The organism is Bacillus sp. LQ01 (genome assembly GCF_057624735.1).
The window spans coordinates 109,034-129,920 of the sequence record NZ_JBYEZL010000003.1 but is presented as its reverse complement, the minus strand read 5'-3'; the positions used below and the strand labels follow the sequence as shown (position 1 = coordinate 129,920).

Sequence of the window (20,887 nt, the reverse complement as noted above, 5' to 3'; positions counted from 1 at the left end):
GATTGGTATTAGAAAAAGTTCTTAAAATGTATACATTTGCATATCATAAAATTCATAAATAAATATTAGAAATGCTATTGAAATTTGAAATGCCATCATGTATACTTCTAATTAGTTGATAACGATTATCAGTATCAACTAAAACATTACTCTTCGTTATGTTGGTCATACCCCTTTTTGACGACGTAAGTCAGAGACGAAATGTTGAAATATCTTGTGTCCTATTCTACAGAATTATGGTAATCTCCAACCTCAACTTATATGCGTGAGCATGCAAAAAGGATCCTATCCGTGAAGGGATCCTTTTTTGCATGCTGTCGCAATTATTGTATATAGACCAGGGATACGTTCTTCGATTCCTTCCGGTGCAGTAGAAGGGAAGAGCCATCTTTGATGAGGTCCGTGTTCTTCAACTAGTTTTTCAATTTTAAAATGTTCTTCCGCGAGTGTTGTAATAATTTCTCCTAACGTCCAGCGACGGATGGTTGTTTTAGGTAGCGATTCTTTCTGTGCTTCTGTAAGAAGGATGCTATAAGCAACATCATCTTCAATTAATTCTTCATCGAAATAATTTCCACTTGCTCGAAATGATGGATGGTCTACTCCTAATAGCTTTGTGTATATTGGATGGTAATCGCGAAGGATAAGTATTCCACCGGGCTTTAGTAGTTGAGAGATTGTTGTGAAAAGTGGTTTTAAATCTAGAAAGTAATGGAGTACACCAAGTTCCAGCAATACGATATCAAATGATTCGGAGAGCTGTACATTTAATACATCAGAAACGACATACTGGATAGAGACATCTGCTGCGTCCGCAAGTTCATTTGCATATTTTGCATTACTTGCTGAAATATCAACAACTGTTACGTCAGCTCCTAAAAGAGCGAGTGCGACAGCTTTATTTCCTTTTGAGCCGAGTAAATTAATAATACATTTTCCTTTTGGGGATTTTATGTAAGGTAAATAATGTGCTACTTCGCGCGTGGGATCTTTCATGATTTTTTTCGCATAATCAGCTGGTGCCCCGTGGCGATTCGTCCAAGCTTCATAAGCAGCTGTATTCCAGCTTTTTTCATTTATAGTGCTTAGTTGTTTTTGGTTCAATGTTATCACTCCTTTTGTGAACGTATAGTTATTCGGCAGGGGGATGGGATTTCCTTTTCTTTCTGGATAAAAGTTTGATTTTTCTGTGATTAAGTCGTACAATACTTGTTATACGTAAAAGCGTTGAAAAGGAAAAGTAGGATGAACACATTCTTTCCAGAGAGCTTCGGTAGCTGAGAAGAAGCAAGAATATTCATTTGAACAATGGCCTTTGAGCTTCGTCCTGAACTTATCAAATGATAATAGTAGGCGGCGACGAGAGTTGGTACTCGTTATCAAAACCACAGTATAAGAGCACATAGCTCCGTACTTGTTAAGGCTAATTATGTGAGTAATTGGCGAAATAAGGTGGTACCGCGACTGTTTATACAGCCCCGCCCTTATCTTTTTTAAGATAAGGGCGGGGCTTTTTATATTTAAAAGGAGGAATGTAAGATGAGTATTTTTATTGGAGGCGCTTGGCCGTATGCAAATGGTTCGTTACACCTTGGCCATATTGCGAGTTTGTTACCTGGAGATATTTTAGCGCGTTATTACAGGGCAAAAGGTGAGAATGTGCTGTATGTTTCAGGGAGTGATTGTAATGGAACACCGATTGCAATTAGAGCAAAACAAGAAGGTGTGACAGCGAAAGAAATTGCTGATAAGTATCATGAAGAGTTCCAGCGATGTTTTCGTAGCCTTGGTTTTACTTATGATTGTTATACACGTACAGATAGTGAGCACCATCATGAAACGGTTCAAAATGTTTTTTTACGTTTATTAGAAGAAGGGCATATTTATAAAAAAACAGTGGAACAAGCGTATTGTGAAACGTGTACACAGTTTTTACCGGATCGTTATGTAGAAGGAATATGTCCACATTGCCATGAAGCAGCAAGAGGAGATCAATGCGATGCTTGTTCTGCTATTTTAGATCCTCTCGATTTGTTAGAAAAGAAATGTAAGTTATGTGGTAGTACGCCATCTGTAGAGGAAACAGAGCATTTCTATTTTGCATTGCATACATTTCAGCAGCAAATTAAAAGAGCTGTAGAAATTGCCAAACAAACAGGGACATGGCGCGACAATGCGATTCAACTAACAGAGAGATATGTAAAGGAAGGATTACTAGATAGGGCCGTATCACGTGATTTACCAATTGGGGTACCAATTCCAGTAGAAGGGTATGAAGATAAGAAAATTTACGTATGGATTGAAGCAGTGACAGGCTATTATTCAGCGAGTAAACATTGGGCTGAAGAAACAGGGAAAGATGATCAAGAGTTTTGGGATAGCGAAGCGAAAACATATTATGTGCACGGAAAGGATAATATTCCGTTTCATTCCGTCATTTGGCCAGCGGTATTACTTGGAATAGGGGAGGAAGCAATCCCGCGTCATATCGTTTCGAATGAATATTTAACAGTTGAAAAAAGAAAATTATCTACAAGTAAAAACTGGGCAGTATGGGTGCCTGACATATTAGAACGCTATGATCCAGATTCTATTCGTTACTTTTTAACCGTCAACGCACCAGAAAATCGCGATACTGATTTTTCATGGCGGGAATTTATTTACAGTCATAATAGTGAATTATTAGGTGCATACGGGAACTTTGTGAACCGGACATTAAAGTTTATCGAAAAATATTATGGTGGTATCGTGCCGAAGGGAAGTATTGAGGTAGAGCTGAAAGATAAAGTAGAAGGATTATATAAGCGTGTAGGAGAGGCGATTGAGCAAACTAAATTTAAGGTGGCGCTAGAAACAATATTTGATACAGTACGTTTTGTAAATAAATATTTTGATGAAAAGCAGCCTTGGAAACAAAGAGAAGATGATCCAGTTTCATGTGAAGAAACGATTTATAACTGTGTGTATCTTATCGCTAATTTTGCCCATCTCCTTGAACCATTTTTACCATTTTCAAGTGAAAGAGTTCGAAACACATTGTCAATTGTGAACCGAAATTGGGAACCGCAAAATACGTTGCCAAGTAGAATTGATAGCGTGCAGCCATTATTTGAGCGAATCGATGTAAAACAAATTGAGCATGAGATAGAGAAGCTGTATGGAGCGGTAAAATGAGATAGAGAAAAAGACCTTTCAAGTAAATGAAAGGTCTTTTGTTATGCAGTATGATTCTCTTTCTTATCTTTCAAAAAGAAAAGTACAGCAAGGATTACAAGAATAATAGCTGCAATATCATACGTTATTTTAAATGTAGTATTAAAGTTTAAGTACTCTACGAAAGGAGTTTTCACTGCTCCTGCATATATACAAACGGGAACGAGAAGTAAATCGTAAAATTTCTTTTCTTTCATATATCTTATTAGGAAGAAGAAACACATAATAGCAAAAAATACGATGCTTAAAATAGTCATTTATACCTCCAGATAAATTTACTTATTTTAATTGCAGTTATATCTTTTATATAAATTCTGTATTTTTTCAAGCGCTGTGCACGCGATTGTGTTTCCTTTCTTTCCTAGCCGTAAGCAGCTGAGGAGTGAAGATCCCAACCAATATAAAAATAATTCCAATCCACTGCATGAACGTTACGACTTCATGTACAAGTGTAATTGAAGCAATAATAGCAGTTGGTAATTCAGCTGCACCTAATATCGTACTAAGCCCTGTTCCAACCTTTGGTACACCGATTGAAAAACAAATGACAGGTACGACAACACCGAACAAGCCGAGGAAGAAAGCATATTTCCATAGGCCAGCTTGCAAAGCACCGTCTGTTAAAAAGGTTGGCGGAAAGAATAGGCATACGATAAGAGTAGCACTTGTTGTCATAAGAAAGCTTTTCGTATAAGGCGGAACATCCGTAGCGACGCGCCCGCTTGCAAAAACATAGAATGAAAAAGAGACCGCAGCTAATAGCCCAAAGATAATCCCTTTCGTAGAAAAACTTTGTCCGAGGCCTTCAAATACACCACCTGCAAACAATGTACCAGCAAATAAAATAAGGATAGATATGATCTTATCGCGGCTTGGAAATGTTCGATTTGCAATGGCTTCGATAATGACACCAATCCAAGTGAACTGAAAGAGTAGGACGACAGCGATAGATGCGGGTAGTTCTTCTACAGAAATAGCATAAAAAATCCCAGTCATACTCATTGTTGTTCCGACGGTTAGTAATGAAAAAAATTGTTTTTTTGTTACTTTATGATGTGAAAAGAAAAGAACGAGTAGAAATAGTCCAATCCATCCGAAGACATATTGTCCCCCTAGGAGTTGATGTGCTGAAAATCCATTTATGAATCCGAGTTTGAAAATAGTTGAAAGTATGCCGTAGCTGCAAGCACCGAATAAAACGAGCAATGAATATTTAAACTTTTCCATAAAAAATCCTCCTTTTAAGTAATAAAAAACGCCCGCTATCCAAATAAGGATAACGGGCGAACGAAACAGAGTAAGACACTCTACAAAATTCCGCCACTCACACATGAAGTATGAGTTTGGGGTATGTAATTATAGTGAATGTTACATTGCTTTTGGGAATACAATGGAGCATTTTACACCTTGAGCTGTGTTTTGTATCCCGTAAGGAAACTGATGTTTATCTAATATTTGTTTCACGATATATAATCCAAGACCACTACCTTGTACTAACCCGTGTTTATCAGGATTTGCGCGATAGAAAGGCTCAAATAAATGAGCAAGTTTATCTTCATCAATTTGTGAACCTGTATTTAATACTTCTAATGCGTAACCATTTGGTTTTTCATAAAGCTTTATATATACGTGCTGATGGTCAATTGTATAATGAATTGCATTTGAAATAATGTTAAAAATAGCAGTTTGAATAAATTTAGGATCAGCTAAAATTTGTACGTCGTGTTTAATATTAGATTGTACATTTAATTGTTTTACAGATACAAAGTAATCTACTTTCTTCATAACATCCTCAATAATATTAGATAAAGAAATGACTTCTAAATTCGGTTTAAATTGAGGGTTTTGTATTTTGGATAATTCCGACATTTTTTCCGTTAATATGTTAATGTCTTGCATCATCTCGTAGGAACGTTTCAAATACTTATCTCTATCTTTATAAGCTCCAATTCCGTGAATCATGCCATCTAGTTGTCCCATGACGGCTGCGATTGGTGTTTTTAATTCATGGGACACCATAGACATAAATTCTTTACGAGATTGTTCTAATTGTTGTTCCTTCTTGAGCTCGTTTCTTAAATCTTGATTGCTTGCATGTAAATTCTTCACAATATTTGGTACTTGTGAAGCAGCTACTTGCAAATTAAAATCTGTTTGATCTGTATTTTTGTTAAGTAGCTTTTTATCGGAGAAATCAAGATTCATAATATCTTTTAAAGCATCACTCATATATTGAAAAGGTTTGGCAATTAGTTTTGTATAAATTAATGATCCGAGTAGTGATAATGCAAGCATTGTCGCGCCAATATGTGGAGCTAATTGCTGCAACGCATCTGCTAACTTTGGATTATCATTTGTATCATTTGTTTTACTTGCTGCATTTTGTGTATGTAAGGCATCATTATTAGCGGCTTTCTTTTCTGCTTCTGTAGGCGGATTAGAAGTGCTATTTTTCCCCGAAAGATTTTGTGTATGTTCTTTTGCCTTTGCAGTTTGGCTAGGCTGCAAAAGGTGATTGATAGCTGTAGAAAGAGATTTATAATCTATAATAGAAGATTGGAAATTAGAAATACTCCCCTTTGACACAGCTTTATTTTGCTTCGTTTTACTTCCGTCGTTTTGCTTATCTGAATCGGCCTGTTCTGTAGTCGGCGTTCCATTTTCTTTCGCAAAACGTTCTTTATCGTAGTTTGAAGCTAGAAAGTAAATAATTTGATAAAGACAAAGTGATAAAAGAATACAAAATAATAAGGTTTTGATGAAAATATTTTTGGTGATGTTGTCTTTGCTACGATTCGATTTTGTAGCCAATGCCTTTCACCGTTTTAATATAAGGAATTCCTAATTTTTTTCTTAAGTTTTTAATATGTGTATCTATAACTCTTACATCACCATAATGTTCATAGCCCCATACCTTATTCAACAAATCACTTCTTGATAATACTTTTCCTCGATTTTGCAGTAAAGTATAAATAATTTCAAATTCTTTTGTTGTCAATTCAATTTGATTACCATGAACATAAGCTGCATATGCTGTAGAGTTTAACATCAATTCATGGAATTGTAGTATAGTTGCAGCTTCTGCTTCCTTCGTTGCTGCCCTTCTTAATACAGCCTCTACACGCTTAATAAATACAGTGTAATGGAACGGTTTCGTAATATAGTCATCAATACCTAACTCAAATCCTTTAATTTCACTTTCTTCATTATGTAAGCCTGTTAACATAATGATTGGTACATCAGATTGTCCTCGCATAATTTTACAAATACTATAGCCATCTATATCTGGTAACATTACATCGAGGAGGACAAGATCGTATGAATTTTTTTGGAAAAGAAGAATACCTTCTGTTCCGGCACCAACTACATCAACGGTAAAGTTTTGTGCCATTAGAAATTCACGAATCAGTTCTTGTATATCTGGGTTGTCTTCAATCACCAGTATATGCGTCATAGTAACACCTCCTAAATAACGCTTTTTACTGCAATATTCGAATTCATCATTTTTCGAGTGACTCAGATTGTTTATACATATAATAAGCCCCCGCTATAAAATAATCATGAAGGTAGCAAGGGGAATAGTTTAGTGTTACTGAATAATTCAGAATTACAGTAGTTCTATTATAGTATGTATTATAAAATTTATAAAATATTATAACTGTATAATTTTAATATCTACGTTTATCAATGTTTAGATATTAGCTAATCAAATCTATTCCTATTATATATGTAAATACAGTTGTTTTGCTACTGTAAATGAATAAATAAAATAAGCCAAGACATAAAATTCTTGGCTACACATAAATCTTGTTTTTAGGCTATTTTACAGTGACAGTAGCTTGCTGCTGAACGCGCTCAAATAACCAGTGTATATCATTGTTATACATACGAATACAACCAAGTGTTGTCCATTTGCCGATTGCTTGATTATTGTTAGTTCCGTGAATCGCATAAGTTGTTCCGTAAGTTCCTGCCATATTTAATCCGAGCCAACGGTCACCAAGTGGATTACGTGGATCGCCGCCTTTAATTTTTCCTGTATAATAAGGGCGGTTTTTAATTTTATTTACGATTTGAAAAGTGCCTTTAGGTGTAGGTGTTGCAGCTTTTCCAGTAGCGACAGTAAAACTTTTTATAAATTTTCCATCCTGATAATAATCCATTTTATTTAACTGAGTGTCTACGATTAATTGATCTTTCGTTGTAGCTGCCTCTGCACTAGCGAATGGAAGAGTTAAAAATCCTAATGATAATAGTGCGCTTAATAATAATTTTTTCATTGTTATTCTCCTTTTACTATCGTAATAGTCTTACATACAATGAAGTTGTAATCCTCGTAATGCTTTATTTACATTTTCATCTAATGTTTCAAAGAATGTAGTGATTTTGCTGTTGTGTTTGTTGTTATCAATAAGTAATCTTTCATTTAATAAAAGCTCACCACGTAGTCCAAAACTTTGAACTTGAATATTTAGCTCATCTTCATTTTCAGAAATGATTGGTAAGAAATAGTGAAAAGCTTTTGTTGGAATGATGTAGCTTTTGCCAATCATGCTTTCTTGATTTGAATTAATCCATTTTTTCGTGACAATTTTAATATTCTTTTTTGAAACGATAAAAGATAGTGTTGTAGATTTTGTTAAACTTACGTCAAATTCACTTGTTTCACATATTTGTAAATTAAAAACGGTTTCATTTTGATGAGATTCAACATTTGTATTAATAAAATCGTGCATTTTATATGCTTCCATTTCGTATTCACCCTTTTTTCAATTTCGAAAAACGACTTATATTTATTCAAATTAATGCTTAGTCATATATTGGTTAAATTTTTCAACAAATTCCGATATAATCTTACAATACGTATATGAAGCTAATATGAAGTTAGCATGAGTTTGTGATGGTTTTTTATTGAGAACAAAATAAGAGAGCCTTTTTAGTGCTAAAAAATGGATAAAATCTGCATGTTATTAATGCGTCTTTTCGCTATTGCGACTTGGAAAATAATTTTTACTATTTAATAAAGAACGAAAATCATTAGTGTGACCCTTACAAAAATGTAATAAAAATGTAAGCTATTGTGATAGTTATTTCGACAATTTTTTTATACAATAATAGTAAGAAGTTGTACGTGATTGAAAGGAGAGATGACATGGAATGGATTCATGAATTATTTCAGCAATACGGGTATTATGTTGTACTTGTCGGCTTGCTGTTAGAATATATTGCACTTCCGTTTCCGGGAGAGCCAACATTAGCATATGCGGGATTTTTAGCACATAAGGGTGATTTAAGTTTACCGATTTTAATCATTCTATCCTTTATTGGGACAAGTGTAGGGATGACGATTCAATACTTTTTAGGAAATAAATTAGGTATGCCTTTCATTCAAAAGTATGGGAAATACGTATTTTTAACACAAAGAAAAATTGACTTAACGAGAATGTGGTTTGATAAGTATGGGTACTTCCTAATTTTTATTGGTTTCTTTATTCCTGGTGTACGTCATTTCACAGGATACTTTGCAGGAATTATTAATTTACCATTCCGTCGTTTTGCCATTACAATTTATTCAGGCGCTCTATTTTGGGTATCATTCTTCTTAATCGGTGGTTACTGGTTAGGTGGAAACTTACATGATATCTTTGGAGTGCTAGAAGGTCATATCGGTAAAATCATTTTTGGAGTTATTGTGATTGTAGCGGTTACGTTGGGTATTCGTTTCCGTAAGCAGTTAAAACGAGTATTACTACAAAACGCAAGTTAATATGAAATCCATTCTATGTCAGAATTTAGGAAGGCAGTGCAAAAGCACTGCCTTTTTTATTTTATTTTTAAGACTATGTTTAATGCACATTTTACATTCTTTATAGGAATTTGATACAGGATAAGAAATAAGTATTTTGTCAATTATTATAGTCGTAATGACAATTATAATTGACAAATATAAGGATATTATTTACAATTTTAATTAAATAAATGAAAAAGAGGGAAGACATGAAGCTTCAAAATCGAGTGAGGGAATTGCGAGCAAAGCATCGTTTATCACAAGGGGATTTAGGGAAAGCGATTGGATCATCACGGCAAACGATTAGTTTAATTGAGCGTGGGGATTATGCACCATCTATCGTATTGTCGTTAAAAATCGCACAAATTTTCAATGTACCGGTGGAGGAAATATTTACGTTAGTAGAGGGGGAAGAGGACGATGAAGAGTAAGCGAAAAAAACAATTTGATTCTGTGGGGAAAATAGCATTAAGTATGATAGGAGGATTTTTAACGTCTTATATAGCTTTAAATTTACTCTCGGATGAACCGAGAAAATTATCATCCAATACATTTATAGGTATATGTACTATTTTTGGAATTTTAATGATGTACTATACTTGGAAGAATACACGTATGTTAGCAGAGGCACGCGATGAAGAAGAGAGCGTACAAGGCAGAAAATTAGGCATTATAAGTATATATTTACGTGTAGGTGATATAGTGACGCAGGCATGGTTTGTATATGCAGTTATTACATGTAGACGTGCACTGTTGCAGGATACAAATGTTTCATTTGCGGTGTGGAATTTAGTAGCTTCTATTGTTTGTTTAACTACTGTAGTAATTATCGGACTCATAACAAAAAATCGTTATAATAAGCTATATCCTGAACAAGGTGTAACGTATATGGAATCTATGAAAATGTGGACGAAAAACGCAGATGAAGGATTAAAGCACATTGTGCATGAGGCTGGATATAAAGCATATGAATTTACGAATACAATATTGGCATATGTATGGTGGGCTGCCGTTATATATACAGCTGCTAGTAATATCGATTTTGTATTAATTGGCTTAATCTCATTTATTTGGATATTGCATCTTGGGAAGTTCATGTACGAAATGCAAAGGAAAATGATTTATTAAGGGGAGAAAAAGGTGGATATTTTAAGAAGGCCAGCTGGCTCAATGACAGTGGCGTTAATTCTGTCCATTTTATACGGAGTAATCCGAACTGGGAAATTAGAAGTAATTTTGAACCTATGGGCAATAGTTGGAATTTCATTATTAGTGTTAGCCATTCATGAGCTAGGACATGTAGTATTTGGTGTAATAGGTGGTTTAACATTTAAATTTATGACAGTAGGACCCATTACTATTCAAAAAGAAAAGGGAAAATTACGCATTCGAGCAAATAAATTATGGGCTTACTTTGGAGGCGTTGCAACACTAGTACCACCTTCTATAGAGACACCGAATCTTTCGAAAAAATGGGCGTGGCTCACTTTAGGTGGACCAATTACGAGTTTACTGTTTGGTATTACTTCCGGTTACATATACATGGTGAGTTATTATCAATATCTTTTATATTTTTCCTTTTTCCATTTTGCAATCTTTGCGGTTACAATTGTGCCGATAAAAGGAACGCTTATGAGTGATGGGATGCAATTTCTTATTTTAATTAAAGATGATGAAAGAGCTAGAAATCATTTATATGAGATTCAAATATCGAGTGAGTTATTTAGTTATAAAAGACCGAAAGATTGGGATGAAAGATTAGTAGAATTGAGTGAGGAGAAAATAAAAGACAATAAAGGGATAAGAGAGATAATGAGTAGACTTATGCTTGTCTTTTTTGCTCGTGCAGATCAAGAGGGAATGGAAAGAGCGATACCGTATATAGAAAGAATTGTTCAACTACCTGTAACGAAAGAAAATAAGTTTTTCGTTAGCAGTTTTCATAGTTGGTATCTTTTATATAAAGCCCTTTATCAGATGGATAGTCTTTCTTTGCAAGAAGCAAAGGAACATGCAAAGGCTATTACAAAAATGGACTTAAACGGATATTATCGTACACAAGGAATTATCAAATATTTAGAGAATGATCTAGAAGCTTCCCATACTTATATGAAGAAAGCTGATAAAGAATTAAAGAGCGCCGAGAAGAGTGAGATTGGATATTTACAATTAGAAAGAGAATGGTTTGAGCAGTTGAAGGTGAGGGTATCTTACGATGGATGAGGTATCCTCTTTTTTATATGTCATCTTATGCCGTTCCATAAATAGCCTGGGGCGAGTAAAATGAGATAAGAAGAGCAAAGCTTGGAGGAAGTAAATATGGAAATTTTATCAATTATTTTGATAGTCTTGCTCATTTATGTTGTTTTTAAAGTGGCATATGTAGCATTAAAGATACTCGCGATCCTATTAATTATCTTTTTAATCGTAGAGTTCGGCAGTAAGTTGCTTGGGGGATAGGGTATATTGTGCGTTTCGAGTGTCGAAGGTTGTCGTTAAATCGATATCTTGTGTTGAACCGTTGATATAATGAAAAAATCGTTGATATAAGTGGAGAAATGATCGATATATTTGAAAAATCGTTGATATATTTTAGTGAATACGAAGTGGGGTATGTGGAAAAGAAGTTGCCGTTGGGTAGCTTCTTTTTATTGTAGTGGCAGGGTATAGAGCATAAATAGGTTGCCGAAAATTGCCGGTAAGTCGATATCCTGTGTCGAACGGTCGATATAATGAAAAAATCGCTGATATATATGGAGAATCGCTGATATATATGGAGAATCGCTGATATAATCCGGTTGGTACTGGATGGGGTATGTGAGAAAGAAGTTGCCGTGAGGGCAACTTCTTTTTATCGTGATGCGGGGTATGCAAACCAACATAAAAAAGCTGGAAGAGTATCTTCCAGCTTAAGAGTTACTTTCAATTTGACGACCGCTATCTTCTTCAGTGTCTTGTAATAGGTTGAATACGTCTGCTAGGCAGAATGCAATGAACCAAGTCCATAGACCGTGGAAGAAAGCTGAGCTTAATTGAAGTGGTAATGTATAGTTTGTCATTGAGTAGGAAATACATCCACCAACGATTCCGATCATTGTTAATAACATTGTTTTTTGAGCATTTTCTTCTGGATTGAAGAGGAAGTAAATGTATCCGCCTAAAATTGAAGCGCTTACAAGCGTTTCGATTCCATTAAAGATGATATTCTCTCCAAGCTGAGTGTTTGTCCAGAAGCAGATTGTTCCGCCGATAATAGCAAACAGGACAGCTATTGTATATCGTATATATTGATTCATATGTTCATCTCCCTATGTAATAAGATGATTTGGAAGTCAAAAAGGTAGGTATAGTATATTGAAGTGAGTTTTAATTGTACGTATCTTTTTATAAAAAGATCATTGAAGAGTAACTAAGATGATCGGTTGTTTAAACCGTTACGTGTATGGTGTCTGAAATATACCCGACTGCTCGTTTCTTTTTGCTTGTAAAATAAGAGAAACTTCCAAGTCTATATACTCTTTTTTTTGTGAGTCTGCTTTCATTATAACACATTTAGGGACATAATAATAGAATTATCTGATTTTGTAATAAGTGTAAAAAATAAAAAGCGTAAGGAAATACCATTAACGGTGCAGTTTAGTGGAAGAAGGATTTTAATTTATTATGATGAAATATGTAATCAAGGTGAGATCTAAGAATGAGGCTTAAATACTATAAAAAATGTTTTATAGCATGAATGTAAGGGAGGAGAGCTAACTTGGAGTTCACAACAGAAAGATTAATAATTAGACCTTTTAAGAGTACTGATTTACAGGATGTATTTGCTATTTATAATAGTGATGATATATGTAAGTTCCTATTACATAATAAGTGGACTCATGAAGACATGCAGAAAAGATTTAATAAGAAGCTAGCAAATAATGTACTTACTAAAGAAACAATATTAAGTTTGGCAGTTATATACAAAACTAAAGTAGTTGGTGATTTATCCGTATGGTACACAAATATGAAAGACACTGTTGAGATTGGTTATAGTTTTGCAAAGGAAGTAGCTGGGAGAGGTTTGGCAACAGAAGCAGTAAGTAGTTTGGTATTGAAATTATTTAATGAATGTAATGTACATCGTATACAGGCTAATCTTGATGCACGTAATACAGCTTCACAAAAATTGTGTGAACGAATAGGCATGAGAAAGGAAGCCCATTTCATACAAGATTTTTGGAATAAAGAGGAATGGACAGATAGTATTGTATATGGAATGCTATCCTCCGATTTGTAGTAATAAACTTAGTGATTTTATTATGCTAAAAGGTACGTTAGTTGAATAACAAAGGGCATAACATATTATATATGACTAATATGTTATGCCCTTTAATTTATTAACCTGTTTTATATGCGTTTGAAACGGCCGACAATTTCAACTGTTTCAGTAATGTTCATAAATGCTTTGTTATCCACTTGACGGATAATACGTTTCATTTCGCCTAACTCATAGCGAGTCACGACAGTGTAAATCATTTTTTTCTTATGGTTTGTATAGCCGCCGACAGCGTCTACCATTGTCACCCCGCGTATGCCGTGATGTAGTAGTGCGCTTTTTATTTCCTCGCCTTTTTCTGTAATAGTCATTATCGTTAATTTAATATGTTTCGTATGCACAGCGTCGATAACTTTGCTGACTACAAATCGACTAATTAACGTATAAAGTGTAATATCCCATCCGAAAATAAAACCTGCTGCTACAAGTAAGATTAAGTTGAATACAAATATGATTGCTCCAATTGAAACATCTCGATATTTCGCTACAATCAATCCGACAACATCAAAACCACCTGTTGAAGAAGCAAATCGGAATATAATTCCTGAAGCTGCTCCGCAGATAACACCACCGAATACAGAAGAAAGTAAAATATCGTCTGAAACTTGGTGTACCGGGATAATGTTCATCGCTAACGATGATACAGCTACAAAGTACGCTGTTAAAAAGGTTGTCTTCTTTCCTAAGTAAAAGTGACTTAAAATAAGAAGAGGAATGTTTAGTAAAAAGATAAGTGCACCGATATTGTAGTGCATTAAATAACCGATAATCATCCCTACACCAGCGAATCCACCGCTAATCATATTATGCGGGATAAAAAACATATTCATAGAAATTGCATACAAAATAGAAGCTATAAAAATAACAACCAACTGTATCATAAATTCTAAGTGAAATGTTTTAGCTGCTGGGAAGGATAAAAAGGCGGTGTCGGGAACGTAATCGGCGTCTCCTAGTTGACCCATAGTATGTTTCATCTCCATATTCATTTTTGATTACAAGAAGAGAATAAAGGTTTTTTCAAAAACTGGCAATAGTTTTATTATAATGCAAAAATTTTATAAATTTCTAATAAATCAAGCCTATTCATTGATGTGTGTGAATATGCTAAAGAAAGCGAATACAACGTTTCTTAATTATTGTTTTCTTGAGAAAATATGCAAAATACTTTTTTTGAAAATAAAAGGAAATAGAGAATATTTGCCCGATGTGCTAAAATGACCTTATTAAGGATGTGAAGCGATGGAATTTTTATTGCAGGATGCAATTCTATATATATCGTTTGTAACGACAGCACTTTGCTTATTAGAAGTTTTCTTCCTTGCTAATGTTTCTCGCTTTGTGCGTCAACAAGCATCAAGCGGTAGACAAAGAGCTTTTACGTTAGTTGATACATGTGAAGATAGTGCGGGAAATGTACCGCTATTTTCAATTTTTTATAAATATGGAATGATTCGTTCCGTACGCAGACAAGAATCAAGTGAAGAGAATGATGAGGTTGGTCCGTATACACCAATGTTTCGCTAAATAATTACGAAACATTGGAGGAATGAACATGTTAAAATCATACCGAGCTGCGCTCATTAGTTTATCAGTAGTACTTGTTTTTGTTTTATCTGGCTGCAGTAATGCAGGCACAATTGATTCACATAGTACGGGGATATGGAACCATTATTTCGTATATCCAATCTCGTATATGATTCAATTTGTTGCTCATCATATACCGGGAGCTAGCTTCGGGGTTGCTATCATTATTATGACGCTCGTTATTCGTTCAGCCATGATTCCATTAGCTGTTTCGCAATATCGCAGCCAAGCGAAAATGAAGAAAATGCAACCTGAATTGCAGAAGCTAAAGAAAAAATACGGTGATGTAAGCAAAGACCTTGAAAAACAAAAGCAGTATCAAAAAGAAATGTCAGAACTAATGAAATCAGGCGGTTGGAATCCACTTGCTGGTTGCTGGCCAATTTTTATACAAATGCCGATTTTCTCTGCTTTGTATTATGCGATTAGCAGAACGGAAGAGATTCGCACATCTTCGTTTTTATGGGTGAACCTAGGACATGCAGATCCATATCATATATTACCGATTATTGCAGCGTTAACGACATTTATTCAGATGAAAGTTTTCCAATCGAATATTACACCTGGAGAACAAGTGCAGATGCTAAAGATGCAGCAAATTATGATGCCAGCAATGATTCTATTTATGGGGTTTGCGGCGCCATCAGGACTTGTGTTGTACTGGATAACAGGTAACTTATTTACAATGACACAAACAATTGTATTAAGAAAAATAATGGAACGTGAAGAGTTACAATTACAAAAAGCATAGAGAAACGCCGCTCATTACGAGCGGTGTTTTTTATTTGAATCGTTAAGGAAATTTTAAGAAACCAATATTACTATTGGCGTTGTATACGAAAGTGTACATGCTTTAGAAATATGAAGGAGGAAATTTCCTATGAAGAAGAAAACAGTTGGTTATTTAGCGATTGCAGGTGCTTTATCATTCGGAATCATTGGAGGAGTCGGTGTTCCGGCATTCGCGGCAACAAATACTCCAACAGCTGAGCAAGCGACAAAAACAGTGAAAAAAGATTTAGATGACGCTACAAAACAAAAAGTAAAAACGATTATGGACGATACAAAGAAACAGTTACAGGAACTAGGTGTAAAGCTTCCGGAGAAAGAGAAGCGTAAAGACATGTTTGCAGGATTAGATGAACAGGCGAAAGAAAAAGCGAAGTCAATTTTAGAGCAAGAGAAATCCGGAAAACTAACACGTGAACAAGCAAAAGAGGAATTAACAAAGTTAGGCGTAAAAATGCCGGAGAAAGGTAAGCGTGGAGACATGTTTGCTAACTTAGATGAGCAGGCAAAAGAGAAAGCGAAGTCGATTTTAGAGCAAAAGAAATCTGGAAAATTAACGCATGAGCAAGCAAAAGAGGAATTAACAAAGCTAGGCGTGAAAATGCCGGAGAAAGGTAAACATGGAGACATGTTTGCTAACTTAGATGAACAGGCAAAAGAAAAAGCAAAGTCAATTTTAGAGCAAAAGAAATCTGGAAAATTAACGCATGAGCAAGCAAAAGAAGAATTAACAAAATTAGGTGTGAAACTTCCAGAGAAAGAGAAGCATGAAGACATCTTTGCAGGATTAGATGAGGCAACAAAAACAAAAGCAAAAGCGATTTTAGACAATGAAAAGAAACAATTAGAGGCATTGAATGTTGATTTACCGCACCATAAGTTTTTTATGAAAAAAGATGAGAAATAATTGAATGAAGTCGTATCTTTCGTGTGGGCAACCGAAAGGTACAGGCGTGAGGGGGCTTTCTTTTGAAAGACCTCCTTTTATTGTTGGCGTTTTTTGTTGGTAAATCGATATATTTGAAAAATCGCTGATATAATTTTTACAGCTACACTGCTCCGAAGATACGAGGGAATTAGAGAAATATTACAGCTTCTGTTATAATATAAGAAGATAAATATTTCCTATGTTATATAAAAAATATATTGATTTTTTCTAACAATTCAATATAATGAACAATAACTACAAAATTCGACATCAAGAAGTGATGATGAGGACACGATCAATTTTTTACGATTTCCAGAGAGGGAAGCCTTTGGCTGTGAGCTTCCTAATACGGAAAAATAGATTACCACCTCTGAACTGCAGCAGTGAACGAGCATCTAGTAATTGCTTGCCGGCAAAAACCGTTATTTAGACTTGAGAAATTGGTGAAGTGTATTACTTTACGAATTGAAACAAGGGTGGAACCACGAATACAACACTCGTCCCTTTTTTAGGGAGGAGTGTTTTTTTATTTCATTTTTGCATCACACTAGGATTGGAAGGAGGATACGCAGCATGCATCATGATGAGAAGAACAAAATTGGTTTAACAGTAGCACTTTCTATCGTAGTAGGAACGATTATTGGATCTGGTGTGTTTATGAAACCAGGGAGCGTATTAGATTACTCGGGGAGTTCTAATATGGCCATTCTTGCTTGGGTAATTGGTGGCCTGTTGACGCTAGCAAGTGGTTTAACAGTAGCTGAAATTGGAGCGCAAATCCCGAAAAATGGTGGGTTGTATACGTATTTAGAGGAGATTTACGGAAGTTTTTGGGGATATTTATCAGGTTGGATGCAAACAATTGTTTATGGACCTGCTATTATCGGAACATTAGGTTTATACTTTAGTTCTTTAGTGATTAATTTTTTCTATTTAGATAAAGTGTGGAATTTACCAATCGCAATTGGAACGGTTGTGTTCCTTGGCGTTGTAAATAGTATGGGAACAAAATACGGAGGTATCGTTCAAACAATCACGACAATTGGGAAGATGATTCCGATTGTGTTAATTGTTGTGCTAGGTTTCTGGAAAGGGAATAGCGATATTTTTAACGTAGTTGTGCCGATATCGGAAAATCAAAGTATCGGTATGGCAATTTTAGCAACGTTATTTGCTTATGACGGCTGGATTTTACTTGCTTCGATTGGTGGAGAAATGAAGAATCCAACAAAGTTATTACCGAAAGCAATGACAGTAGGGATTTTAATCGTAACGGCTGCTTACGTATTAATTAACTTGGCATTATTAAATGTATTACCAGCAGCGAAAATTGTAGACCTTGGAGAAAATGCAACAGCGACAGCTGCAGGCATGTTACTTGGAGAATATGGCGGAAAAATTATTAGTATCGGTATTATCGTTTCTATTTTCGGCTGTTTAAATGGAAAGATTTTAACGTTCCCACGTATCCCAATGTCTATGGCAGAGCGTGGACAACTTCCATTTTCTAAGTTTATTGCAAAGGAAAGTCCGAGATTTAAAACACCAGCAAATGCGATTACTGTTGAAATCATTTTAGGAATTATTTTAATGATTATTAGTGATCCAAATAAGCTATCTGAGATTTCCGTATTCATTATTTATATTTTCTATGTAATGACGTTTATTGGTGTCTTCATTTTAAGAAAACGTAATAAGAATAAAGAGCGTGCATATAGTGTACCGTTATTCCCAATCGTACCAATCGTAGCGATTTTAGGTTCGTTCTTTGTAATTGGTAGTGCGATTATTAACGATCCAGTAAGTTGTTTCTTATCGATTGGAATTGTATTTACGGGACTTCCGGTGTATTGGTATTTAAATAAGAAGAAAGAAACAGAATGATGAAAAGGTAGGCGTATTATACGCCTACCTTTTTTACTGTAAAAAAATTGTACTTGCTTCCATTTTCTATTTTGGTTACTATAGTCGTAGTAACCAAAATAGAAAGCGTGGGGAAAGACTTGAATTTTCGTGTTTATATTTTAGCTATCGCGGCTTTTGTAGTCGGAACGGTTGAGCTAATTATAGGAGGAACGCTCGATTTAGTTGCCAATGATTTAGGAGTATCTATTAGCGCAGCTGGTCAGCTTATAACAATATTTTCGGTAGTATTTGCTTTGTCAGGTCCAGTTTTATTAGCTTTGACAGGGAAGTTTGAAAGAAAAACATTGTATGTTGGAGCATTATCGATTTTCTTAATCGGAAATATTATTTCGGCATTTAGTGTGAATTACGGAATGCTAATGTTCTCAAGGGTTATTTGTGCGGCGAGTGGTTCATTAATTATTGCACTATCGGTAACACTTGCTTCTAGTGTTGTAGAACCGCATTTTCGTGCGCGTGCAATTGGAATCATTTTCATGGGAATTAGCGGATCACTCGTACTTGGAGTACCGCTCGGTCTTGTGCTCGGAAATGCATACGGATGGCGTGCACCATTTGTACTCATTTCAATCTTAACAGTTATGGCAATCGCTTGTGTTTCATTATTCTTAACGAAAGTACCACCGACATCGGTATTATCAATAAGAGAACAACTTGCTACGTTAAAAGATAAAAAAATCGTAAGTGCACAGTTAACATCATTCTTATTTTTAACGGGTCATTTAACACTATATGCATATTTAACACCATTTTTAAAAGATGTTATGCATGTGGAAGCGAATTGGATTAGTGTATTTTATTTCATCTTCGGAATCGCAGCAGTAATTGGGGGCGGATTCGGAGGCTGGCTTGCGGATAAATGGGGATCGAAGAAAAGTATTATCTCAATTATTATCGTATTTGCGTGTGCGATCTTCCTATTGCCGATGATGACATTCTCATTCCCACTGTTCATTATTATGATGGGAATTTGGAGTATGCTGAGCTGGGCGATTTCACCAGCGCAACAAAACTATTTAATTGAAATTGCACCAGAATCAGCTGGTATTCAGCAAAGTTTAAATAACTCTGCCCTTCACTTAGGAATTGCACTTGGTTCAACAGTAGGCGGAGTTGTTATTGAAAAATCATCTGTTATATATAACGCTTGGGTAGGCGGTGGCTTTATTATATTAGCTCTGCTTTGTGCGATTTTCTCGATTACAAGAGGACGTTCTACTCAGTTTGCAAAAGAAGAATCTATCGTTTGATAGGTTCTTTTTTTATTTGTAAAAAATTACAGGTTTTAGTAGATGTATGGAGAACGTTGTATATAGCGAGGTGATGGATATGTATACGAATTTTTCAATTATTGGTCTTCTAATTTCAATGCTCCCTTTGTTTCTTATTATTTTTGCACTTAGATGGGTTCGTTTCATCTATCAAAATTCAGAGAAACAAGTGGAGCAAAATGAGAAAATCATTGAGCTGTTGATGGAGATAAAGGAACAAAACGAAAAGGAGTCTAAGTGAAAAACTAGACTCCTTTTTATTATTTAATTAGTATCTTAATTTCATCAACAAACTCTTAATTTCCTCATCTTCCATAAAGAGGTCATGGTGCTTCTGGGTGATCTTTGCAAGTGCAACGTCGTGATAGAAAAATTCTGTAAAGAACTTTACGAATGGTTGTGACATTGTTTTCATCGCTTGCCATGACTCTTGTTCTACGCCAGCAAATAAAATTTCACGATCGTCAACGATGAGTAGCAAGTAGCGCTCTAATGCATTAGGTTCTTCAGCTGGGATTAGAAAATGCATGTTTTCTAAGTCTGTTTCTACTTCTCCAACAATAAGGGATTCAATTTGAACACCTTGTTTTGCTTTTTGTTCTAGTAAAGGAAGATATTCTAAAAGAGTATCATTCCAAGCTGAAATACGGATTGATTCTTTTGCACTTTCAATGAGTTCCTTACTTTGAACTCGAATAGAAGATTGCATTTTTAAGCTCCACACACGGTCATCTGTAAATGATTTTTTTGATATATTTGTTTCCAGTTCTTTAATATTTGATTGGAATTCTGTCGTTAATTTTTCAATTGCTAGCTTTAGTGGTAATGCTGTATACAATTTTTTCTTTTCTGAAACAGAATCCATTACCATTCCTTTATCGATTAGGCGTGCTAGCACTTCATATATTTTTGCTTTTGGAACACCTGAATGCTTCACAATCGTTGTAGCATCTAATGGTTCATTGCTTGATACGACAACTTCATAAGCTTGGCTTTCATATTGTGAGAAACCGAATTTTTGTAACATAGTTCCCTCCGAACGAATGAGATTATATTTTAAGGATAAT

General features: G+C 35.0%; 23 protein-coding genes and 2 other annotated features. Of the genes, 13 read left to right on the top strand and 10 right to left on the bottom strand.

Annotated elements, in window-relative coordinates; genetic code table 11:
- Nucleotides 1-285 precede the first annotated feature (285 nt).
- Nucleotides 286-1,104: a class I SAM-dependent methyltransferase gene (locus AC22L0_RS21355; RefSeq protein WP_087965459.1), complete on the bottom strand. Its 819-nt coding sequence runs from the start codon at nt 1,102-1,104 to the stop codon at nt 286-288.
- A 114-nt stretch (nt 1,105-1,218) separates the two neighbouring features.
- Nucleotides 1,219-1,489: a binding site (T-box leader), on the top strand.
- Between the two features lie 50 nt (nt 1,490-1,539).
- Here AC22L0_RS21355 and metG point away from each other — a divergent pair.
- Nucleotides 1,540-3,174, top strand: coding sequence for a methionine--tRNA ligase (metG, locus tag AC22L0_RS21350; protein WP_087965461.1), 1,635 nt, complete (start codon nt 1,540-1,542; stop codon nt 3,172-3,174).
- 41 nt (nt 3,175-3,215) lie between these two features.
- Here metG and AC22L0_RS21345 read toward each other — a convergent pair whose 3' ends face one another.
- The 6 genes from AC22L0_RS21345 to AC22L0_RS21320 form a co-directional block, all read right to left on the bottom strand.
- Nucleotides 3,216-3,470 (bottom strand): hypothetical protein, encoded by a 255-nt coding sequence (locus tag AC22L0_RS21345; RefSeq protein ID WP_087965463.1) that lies wholly within the window; start codon nt 3,468-3,470, stop codon nt 3,216-3,218.
- Nucleotides 3,471-3,537: 67 nt separating this feature from the next.
- Entirely contained in the window at nt 3,538-4,440 is a 903-nt protein-coding gene (locus tag AC22L0_RS21340) for an EamA family transporter (RefSeq protein ID WP_048568696.1), read from the bottom strand.
- Between the two features lie 141 nt (nt 4,441-4,581).
- The gene (locus AC22L0_RS21335) at nt 4,582-6,024 is read right to left on the bottom strand and encodes a sensor histidine kinase (RefSeq protein ID WP_048568695.1); all 1,443 of its coding nucleotides are present in this window, start codon (nt 6,022-6,024) and stop codon (nt 4,582-4,584) included.
- Nucleotides 6,002-6,667 (bottom strand): response regulator transcription factor, encoded by a 666-nt coding sequence (locus tag AC22L0_RS21330; protein WP_000148833.1) that lies wholly within the window; start codon nt 6,665-6,667, stop codon nt 6,002-6,004. The genes AC22L0_RS21335 and AC22L0_RS21330 overlap by 23 nt, the downstream gene beginning before the upstream one ends.
- Nucleotides 6,668-7,031: 364 nt before the next feature.
- Nucleotides 7,032-7,493, bottom strand: a complete 462-nt coding sequence (locus tag AC22L0_RS21325) for a L,D-transpeptidase (protein ID WP_000735058.1) — start codon at nt 7,491-7,493, stop codon at nt 7,032-7,034.
- 30 nt (nt 7,494-7,523) lie between these two features.
- Nucleotides 7,524-7,964 (bottom strand): DUF3978 family protein, encoded by a 441-nt coding sequence (locus AC22L0_RS21320; protein ID WP_000388768.1) that lies wholly within the window; start codon nt 7,962-7,964, stop codon nt 7,524-7,526.
- Between the two features lie 401 nt (nt 7,965-8,365).
- Between AC22L0_RS21320 and AC22L0_RS21315 the strand changes: the two genes are divergently transcribed.
- The 5 genes from AC22L0_RS21315 (at nt 8,366) to AC22L0_RS21295 (ending at nt 11,461) form a co-directional block, all read left to right on the top strand.
- Nucleotides 8,366-8,980 (top strand): DedA family protein, encoded by a 615-nt coding sequence (locus AC22L0_RS21315; protein WP_000454754.1) that lies wholly within the window; start codon nt 8,366-8,368, stop codon nt 8,978-8,980.
- A 230-nt stretch (nt 8,981-9,210) separates the two neighbouring features.
- A complete protein-coding gene (locus tag AC22L0_RS21310) occupies nt 9,211-9,432 on the top strand; it encodes a helix-turn-helix transcriptional regulator (RefSeq protein ID WP_000776168.1) in 222 nt (73 codons plus the stop codon).
- Nucleotides 9,422-10,129, top strand: a complete 708-nt coding sequence (locus tag AC22L0_RS21305) for a DUF3169 family protein (protein ID WP_016110907.1) — start codon at nt 9,422-9,424, stop codon at nt 10,127-10,129. The genes AC22L0_RS21310 and AC22L0_RS21305 overlap by 11 nt, the downstream gene beginning before the upstream one ends.
- 42 nt (nt 10,130-10,171) lie before the next feature.
- Nucleotides 10,172-11,224: a site-2 protease family protein gene (locus AC22L0_RS21300; protein WP_118415315.1), complete on the top strand. Its 1,053-nt coding sequence runs from the start codon at nt 10,172-10,174 to the stop codon at nt 11,222-11,224.
- Between the two features lie 96 nt (nt 11,225-11,320).
- Nucleotides 11,321-11,461: a DUF3985 family protein gene (locus AC22L0_RS21295; RefSeq protein WP_000404758.1), complete on the top strand. Its 141-nt coding sequence runs from the start codon at nt 11,321-11,323 to the stop codon at nt 11,459-11,461.
- 449 nt (nt 11,462-11,910) lie between these two features.
- Here AC22L0_RS21295 and AC22L0_RS21290 read toward each other — a convergent pair whose 3' ends face one another.
- Nucleotides 11,911-12,297, bottom strand: a complete 387-nt coding sequence (locus AC22L0_RS21290) for a DUF3938 domain-containing protein (protein ID WP_001077776.1) — start codon at nt 12,295-12,297, stop codon at nt 11,911-11,913.
- Between the two features lie 461 nt (nt 12,298-12,758).
- On the opposite strand from AC22L0_RS21290, the gene AC22L0_RS21285 reads away from it, so the two are divergent.
- A complete protein-coding gene (locus AC22L0_RS21285) occupies nt 12,759-13,280 on the top strand; it encodes a GNAT family N-acetyltransferase (RefSeq protein ID WP_087965468.1) in 522 nt (173 codons plus the stop codon).
- 110 nt (nt 13,281-13,390) lie between these two features.
- Here AC22L0_RS21285 and AC22L0_RS21280 read toward each other — a convergent pair whose 3' ends face one another.
- Nucleotides 13,391-14,284 carry a YitT family protein gene (locus AC22L0_RS21280; protein ID WP_000530044.1) on the bottom strand — a complete coding sequence of 298 codons (894 nt, stop codon included), beginning with the start codon at nt 14,282-14,284 and terminating at the stop codon, nt 13,391-13,393.
- Nucleotides 14,285-14,561: 277 nt separating this feature from the next.
- Here AC22L0_RS21280 and AC22L0_RS21275 point away from each other — a divergent pair, with 277 nt between their 5' ends.
- From AC22L0_RS21275 to AC22L0_RS21250, 6 genes are all read left to right on the top strand, one after another.
- On the top strand, nt 14,562-14,846 hold the full coding sequence (locus AC22L0_RS21275; RefSeq protein WP_000394934.1) for a hypothetical protein: 285 nt from the start codon (nt 14,562-14,564) through the stop codon (nt 14,844-14,846).
- A 28-nt stretch (nt 14,847-14,874) separates the two neighbouring features.
- The gene (locus AC22L0_RS21270; protein WP_000920519.1) at nt 14,875-15,657 is read left to right on the top strand and encodes a membrane protein insertase YidC; all 783 of its coding nucleotides are present in this window, start codon (nt 14,875-14,877) and stop codon (nt 15,655-15,657) included.
- A gap of 129 nt (nt 15,658-15,786) precedes the next feature.
- A complete protein-coding gene (locus AC22L0_RS21265) occupies nt 15,787-16,602 on the top strand; it encodes a hypothetical protein (RefSeq protein WP_084063880.1) in 816 nt (271 codons plus the stop codon).
- Between the two features lie 292 nt (nt 16,603-16,894).
- Nucleotides 16,895-17,131, top strand: a binding site (T-box leader).
- 65 nt (nt 17,132-17,196) lie between these two features.
- Nucleotides 17,197-18,507 (top strand): APC family permease, encoded by a 1,311-nt coding sequence (locus tag AC22L0_RS21260; protein WP_000546336.1) that lies wholly within the window; start codon nt 17,197-17,199, stop codon nt 18,505-18,507.
- Between the two features lie 107 nt (nt 18,508-18,614).
- Nucleotides 18,615-19,799 (top strand): MFS transporter, encoded by a 1,185-nt coding sequence (locus AC22L0_RS21255; RefSeq protein WP_139894702.1) that lies wholly within the window; start codon nt 18,615-18,617, stop codon nt 19,797-19,799.
- A 79-nt stretch (nt 19,800-19,878) separates the two neighbouring features.
- Entirely contained in the window at nt 19,879-20,061 is a 183-nt protein-coding gene (locus AC22L0_RS21250; protein WP_000288471.1) for a hypothetical protein, read from the top strand.
- A 27-nt stretch (nt 20,062-20,088) separates the two neighbouring features.
- Here AC22L0_RS21250 and AC22L0_RS21245 read toward each other — a convergent pair whose 3' ends face one another.
- On the bottom strand, nt 20,089-20,847 hold the full coding sequence (locus AC22L0_RS21245; protein ID WP_000939479.1) for a TrmB family transcriptional regulator: 759 nt from the start codon (nt 20,845-20,847) through the stop codon (nt 20,089-20,091).
- Between the last annotated feature and the right edge of the window lie 40 nt (nt 20,848-20,887).

What these genes read in the sequence shown, in the direction of transcription:
- AC22L0_RS21260 (WP_000546336.1), top strand. Translation starts at nt 17,197, where the DNA reads ATGCATCATGATGAGAAGAACAAAATTGGTTTAACAGTAGCACTTTCT.
- AC22L0_RS21270 (WP_000920519.1), top strand. Translation starts at nt 14,875, where the DNA reads ATGTTAAAATCATACCGAGCTGCGCTCATTAGTTTATCAGTAGTACTT.
- AC22L0_RS21275 (WP_000394934.1), top strand. Translation starts at nt 14,562, where the DNA reads ATGGAATTTTTATTGCAGGATGCAATTCTATATATATCGTTTGTAACG.
- AC22L0_RS21315 (WP_000454754.1), top strand. Translation starts at nt 8,366, where the DNA reads ATGGAATGGATTCATGAATTATTTCAGCAATACGGGTATTATGTTGTA.
- AC22L0_RS21320 (WP_000388768.1), bottom strand. Translation starts at nt 7,964, where the DNA reads ATGGAAGCATATAAAATGCACGATTTTATTAATACAAATGTTGAATCT.
- AC22L0_RS21305 (WP_016110907.1), top strand. Translation starts at nt 9,422, where the DNA reads ATGAAGAGTAAGCGAAAAAAACAATTTGATTCTGTGGGGAAAATAGCA.
- AC22L0_RS21330 (WP_000148833.1), bottom strand. Translation starts at nt 6,667, where the DNA reads ATGACGCATATACTGGTGATTGAAGACAACCCAGATATACAAGAACTG.
- metG (WP_087965461.1), top strand. Translation starts at nt 1,540, where the DNA reads ATGAGTATTTTTATTGGAGGCGCTTGGCCGTATGCAAATGGTTCGTTA.
- AC22L0_RS21245 (WP_000939479.1), bottom strand. Translation starts at nt 20,847, where the DNA reads ATGTTACAAAAATTCGGTTTCTCACAATATGAAAGCCAAGCTTATGAA.
- AC22L0_RS21325 (WP_000735058.1), bottom strand. Translation starts at nt 7,493, where the DNA reads ATGAAAAAATTATTATTAAGCGCACTATTATCATTAGGATTTTTAACT.
- AC22L0_RS21340 (WP_048568696.1), bottom strand. Translation starts at nt 4,440, where the DNA reads ATGGAAAAGTTTAAATATTCATTGCTCGTTTTATTCGGTGCTTGCAGC.
- AC22L0_RS21300 (WP_118415315.1), top strand. Translation starts at nt 10,172, where the DNA reads ATGACAGTGGCGTTAATTCTGTCCATTTTATACGGAGTAATCCGAACT.
- AC22L0_RS21310 (WP_000776168.1), top strand. Translation starts at nt 9,211, where the DNA reads ATGAAGCTTCAAAATCGAGTGAGGGAATTGCGAGCAAAGCATCGTTTA.
- AC22L0_RS21250 (WP_000288471.1), top strand. Translation starts at nt 19,879, where the DNA reads ATGTATACGAATTTTTCAATTATTGGTCTTCTAATTTCAATGCTCCCT.
- AC22L0_RS21280 (WP_000530044.1), bottom strand. Translation starts at nt 14,284, where the DNA reads ATGGGTCAACTAGGAGACGCCGATTACGTTCCCGACACCGCCTTTTTA.
- AC22L0_RS21265 (WP_084063880.1), top strand. Translation starts at nt 15,787, where the DNA reads ATGAAGAAGAAAACAGTTGGTTATTTAGCGATTGCAGGTGCTTTATCA.
- AC22L0_RS21290 (WP_001077776.1), bottom strand. Translation starts at nt 12,297, where the DNA reads ATGAATCAATATATACGATATACAATAGCTGTCCTGTTTGCTATTATC.
- AC22L0_RS21295 (WP_000404758.1), top strand. Translation starts at nt 11,321, where the DNA reads ATGGAAATTTTATCAATTATTTTGATAGTCTTGCTCATTTATGTTGTT.
- AC22L0_RS21345 (WP_087965463.1), bottom strand. Translation starts at nt 3,470, where the DNA reads ATGACTATTTTAAGCATCGTATTTTTTGCTATTATGTGTTTCTTCTTC.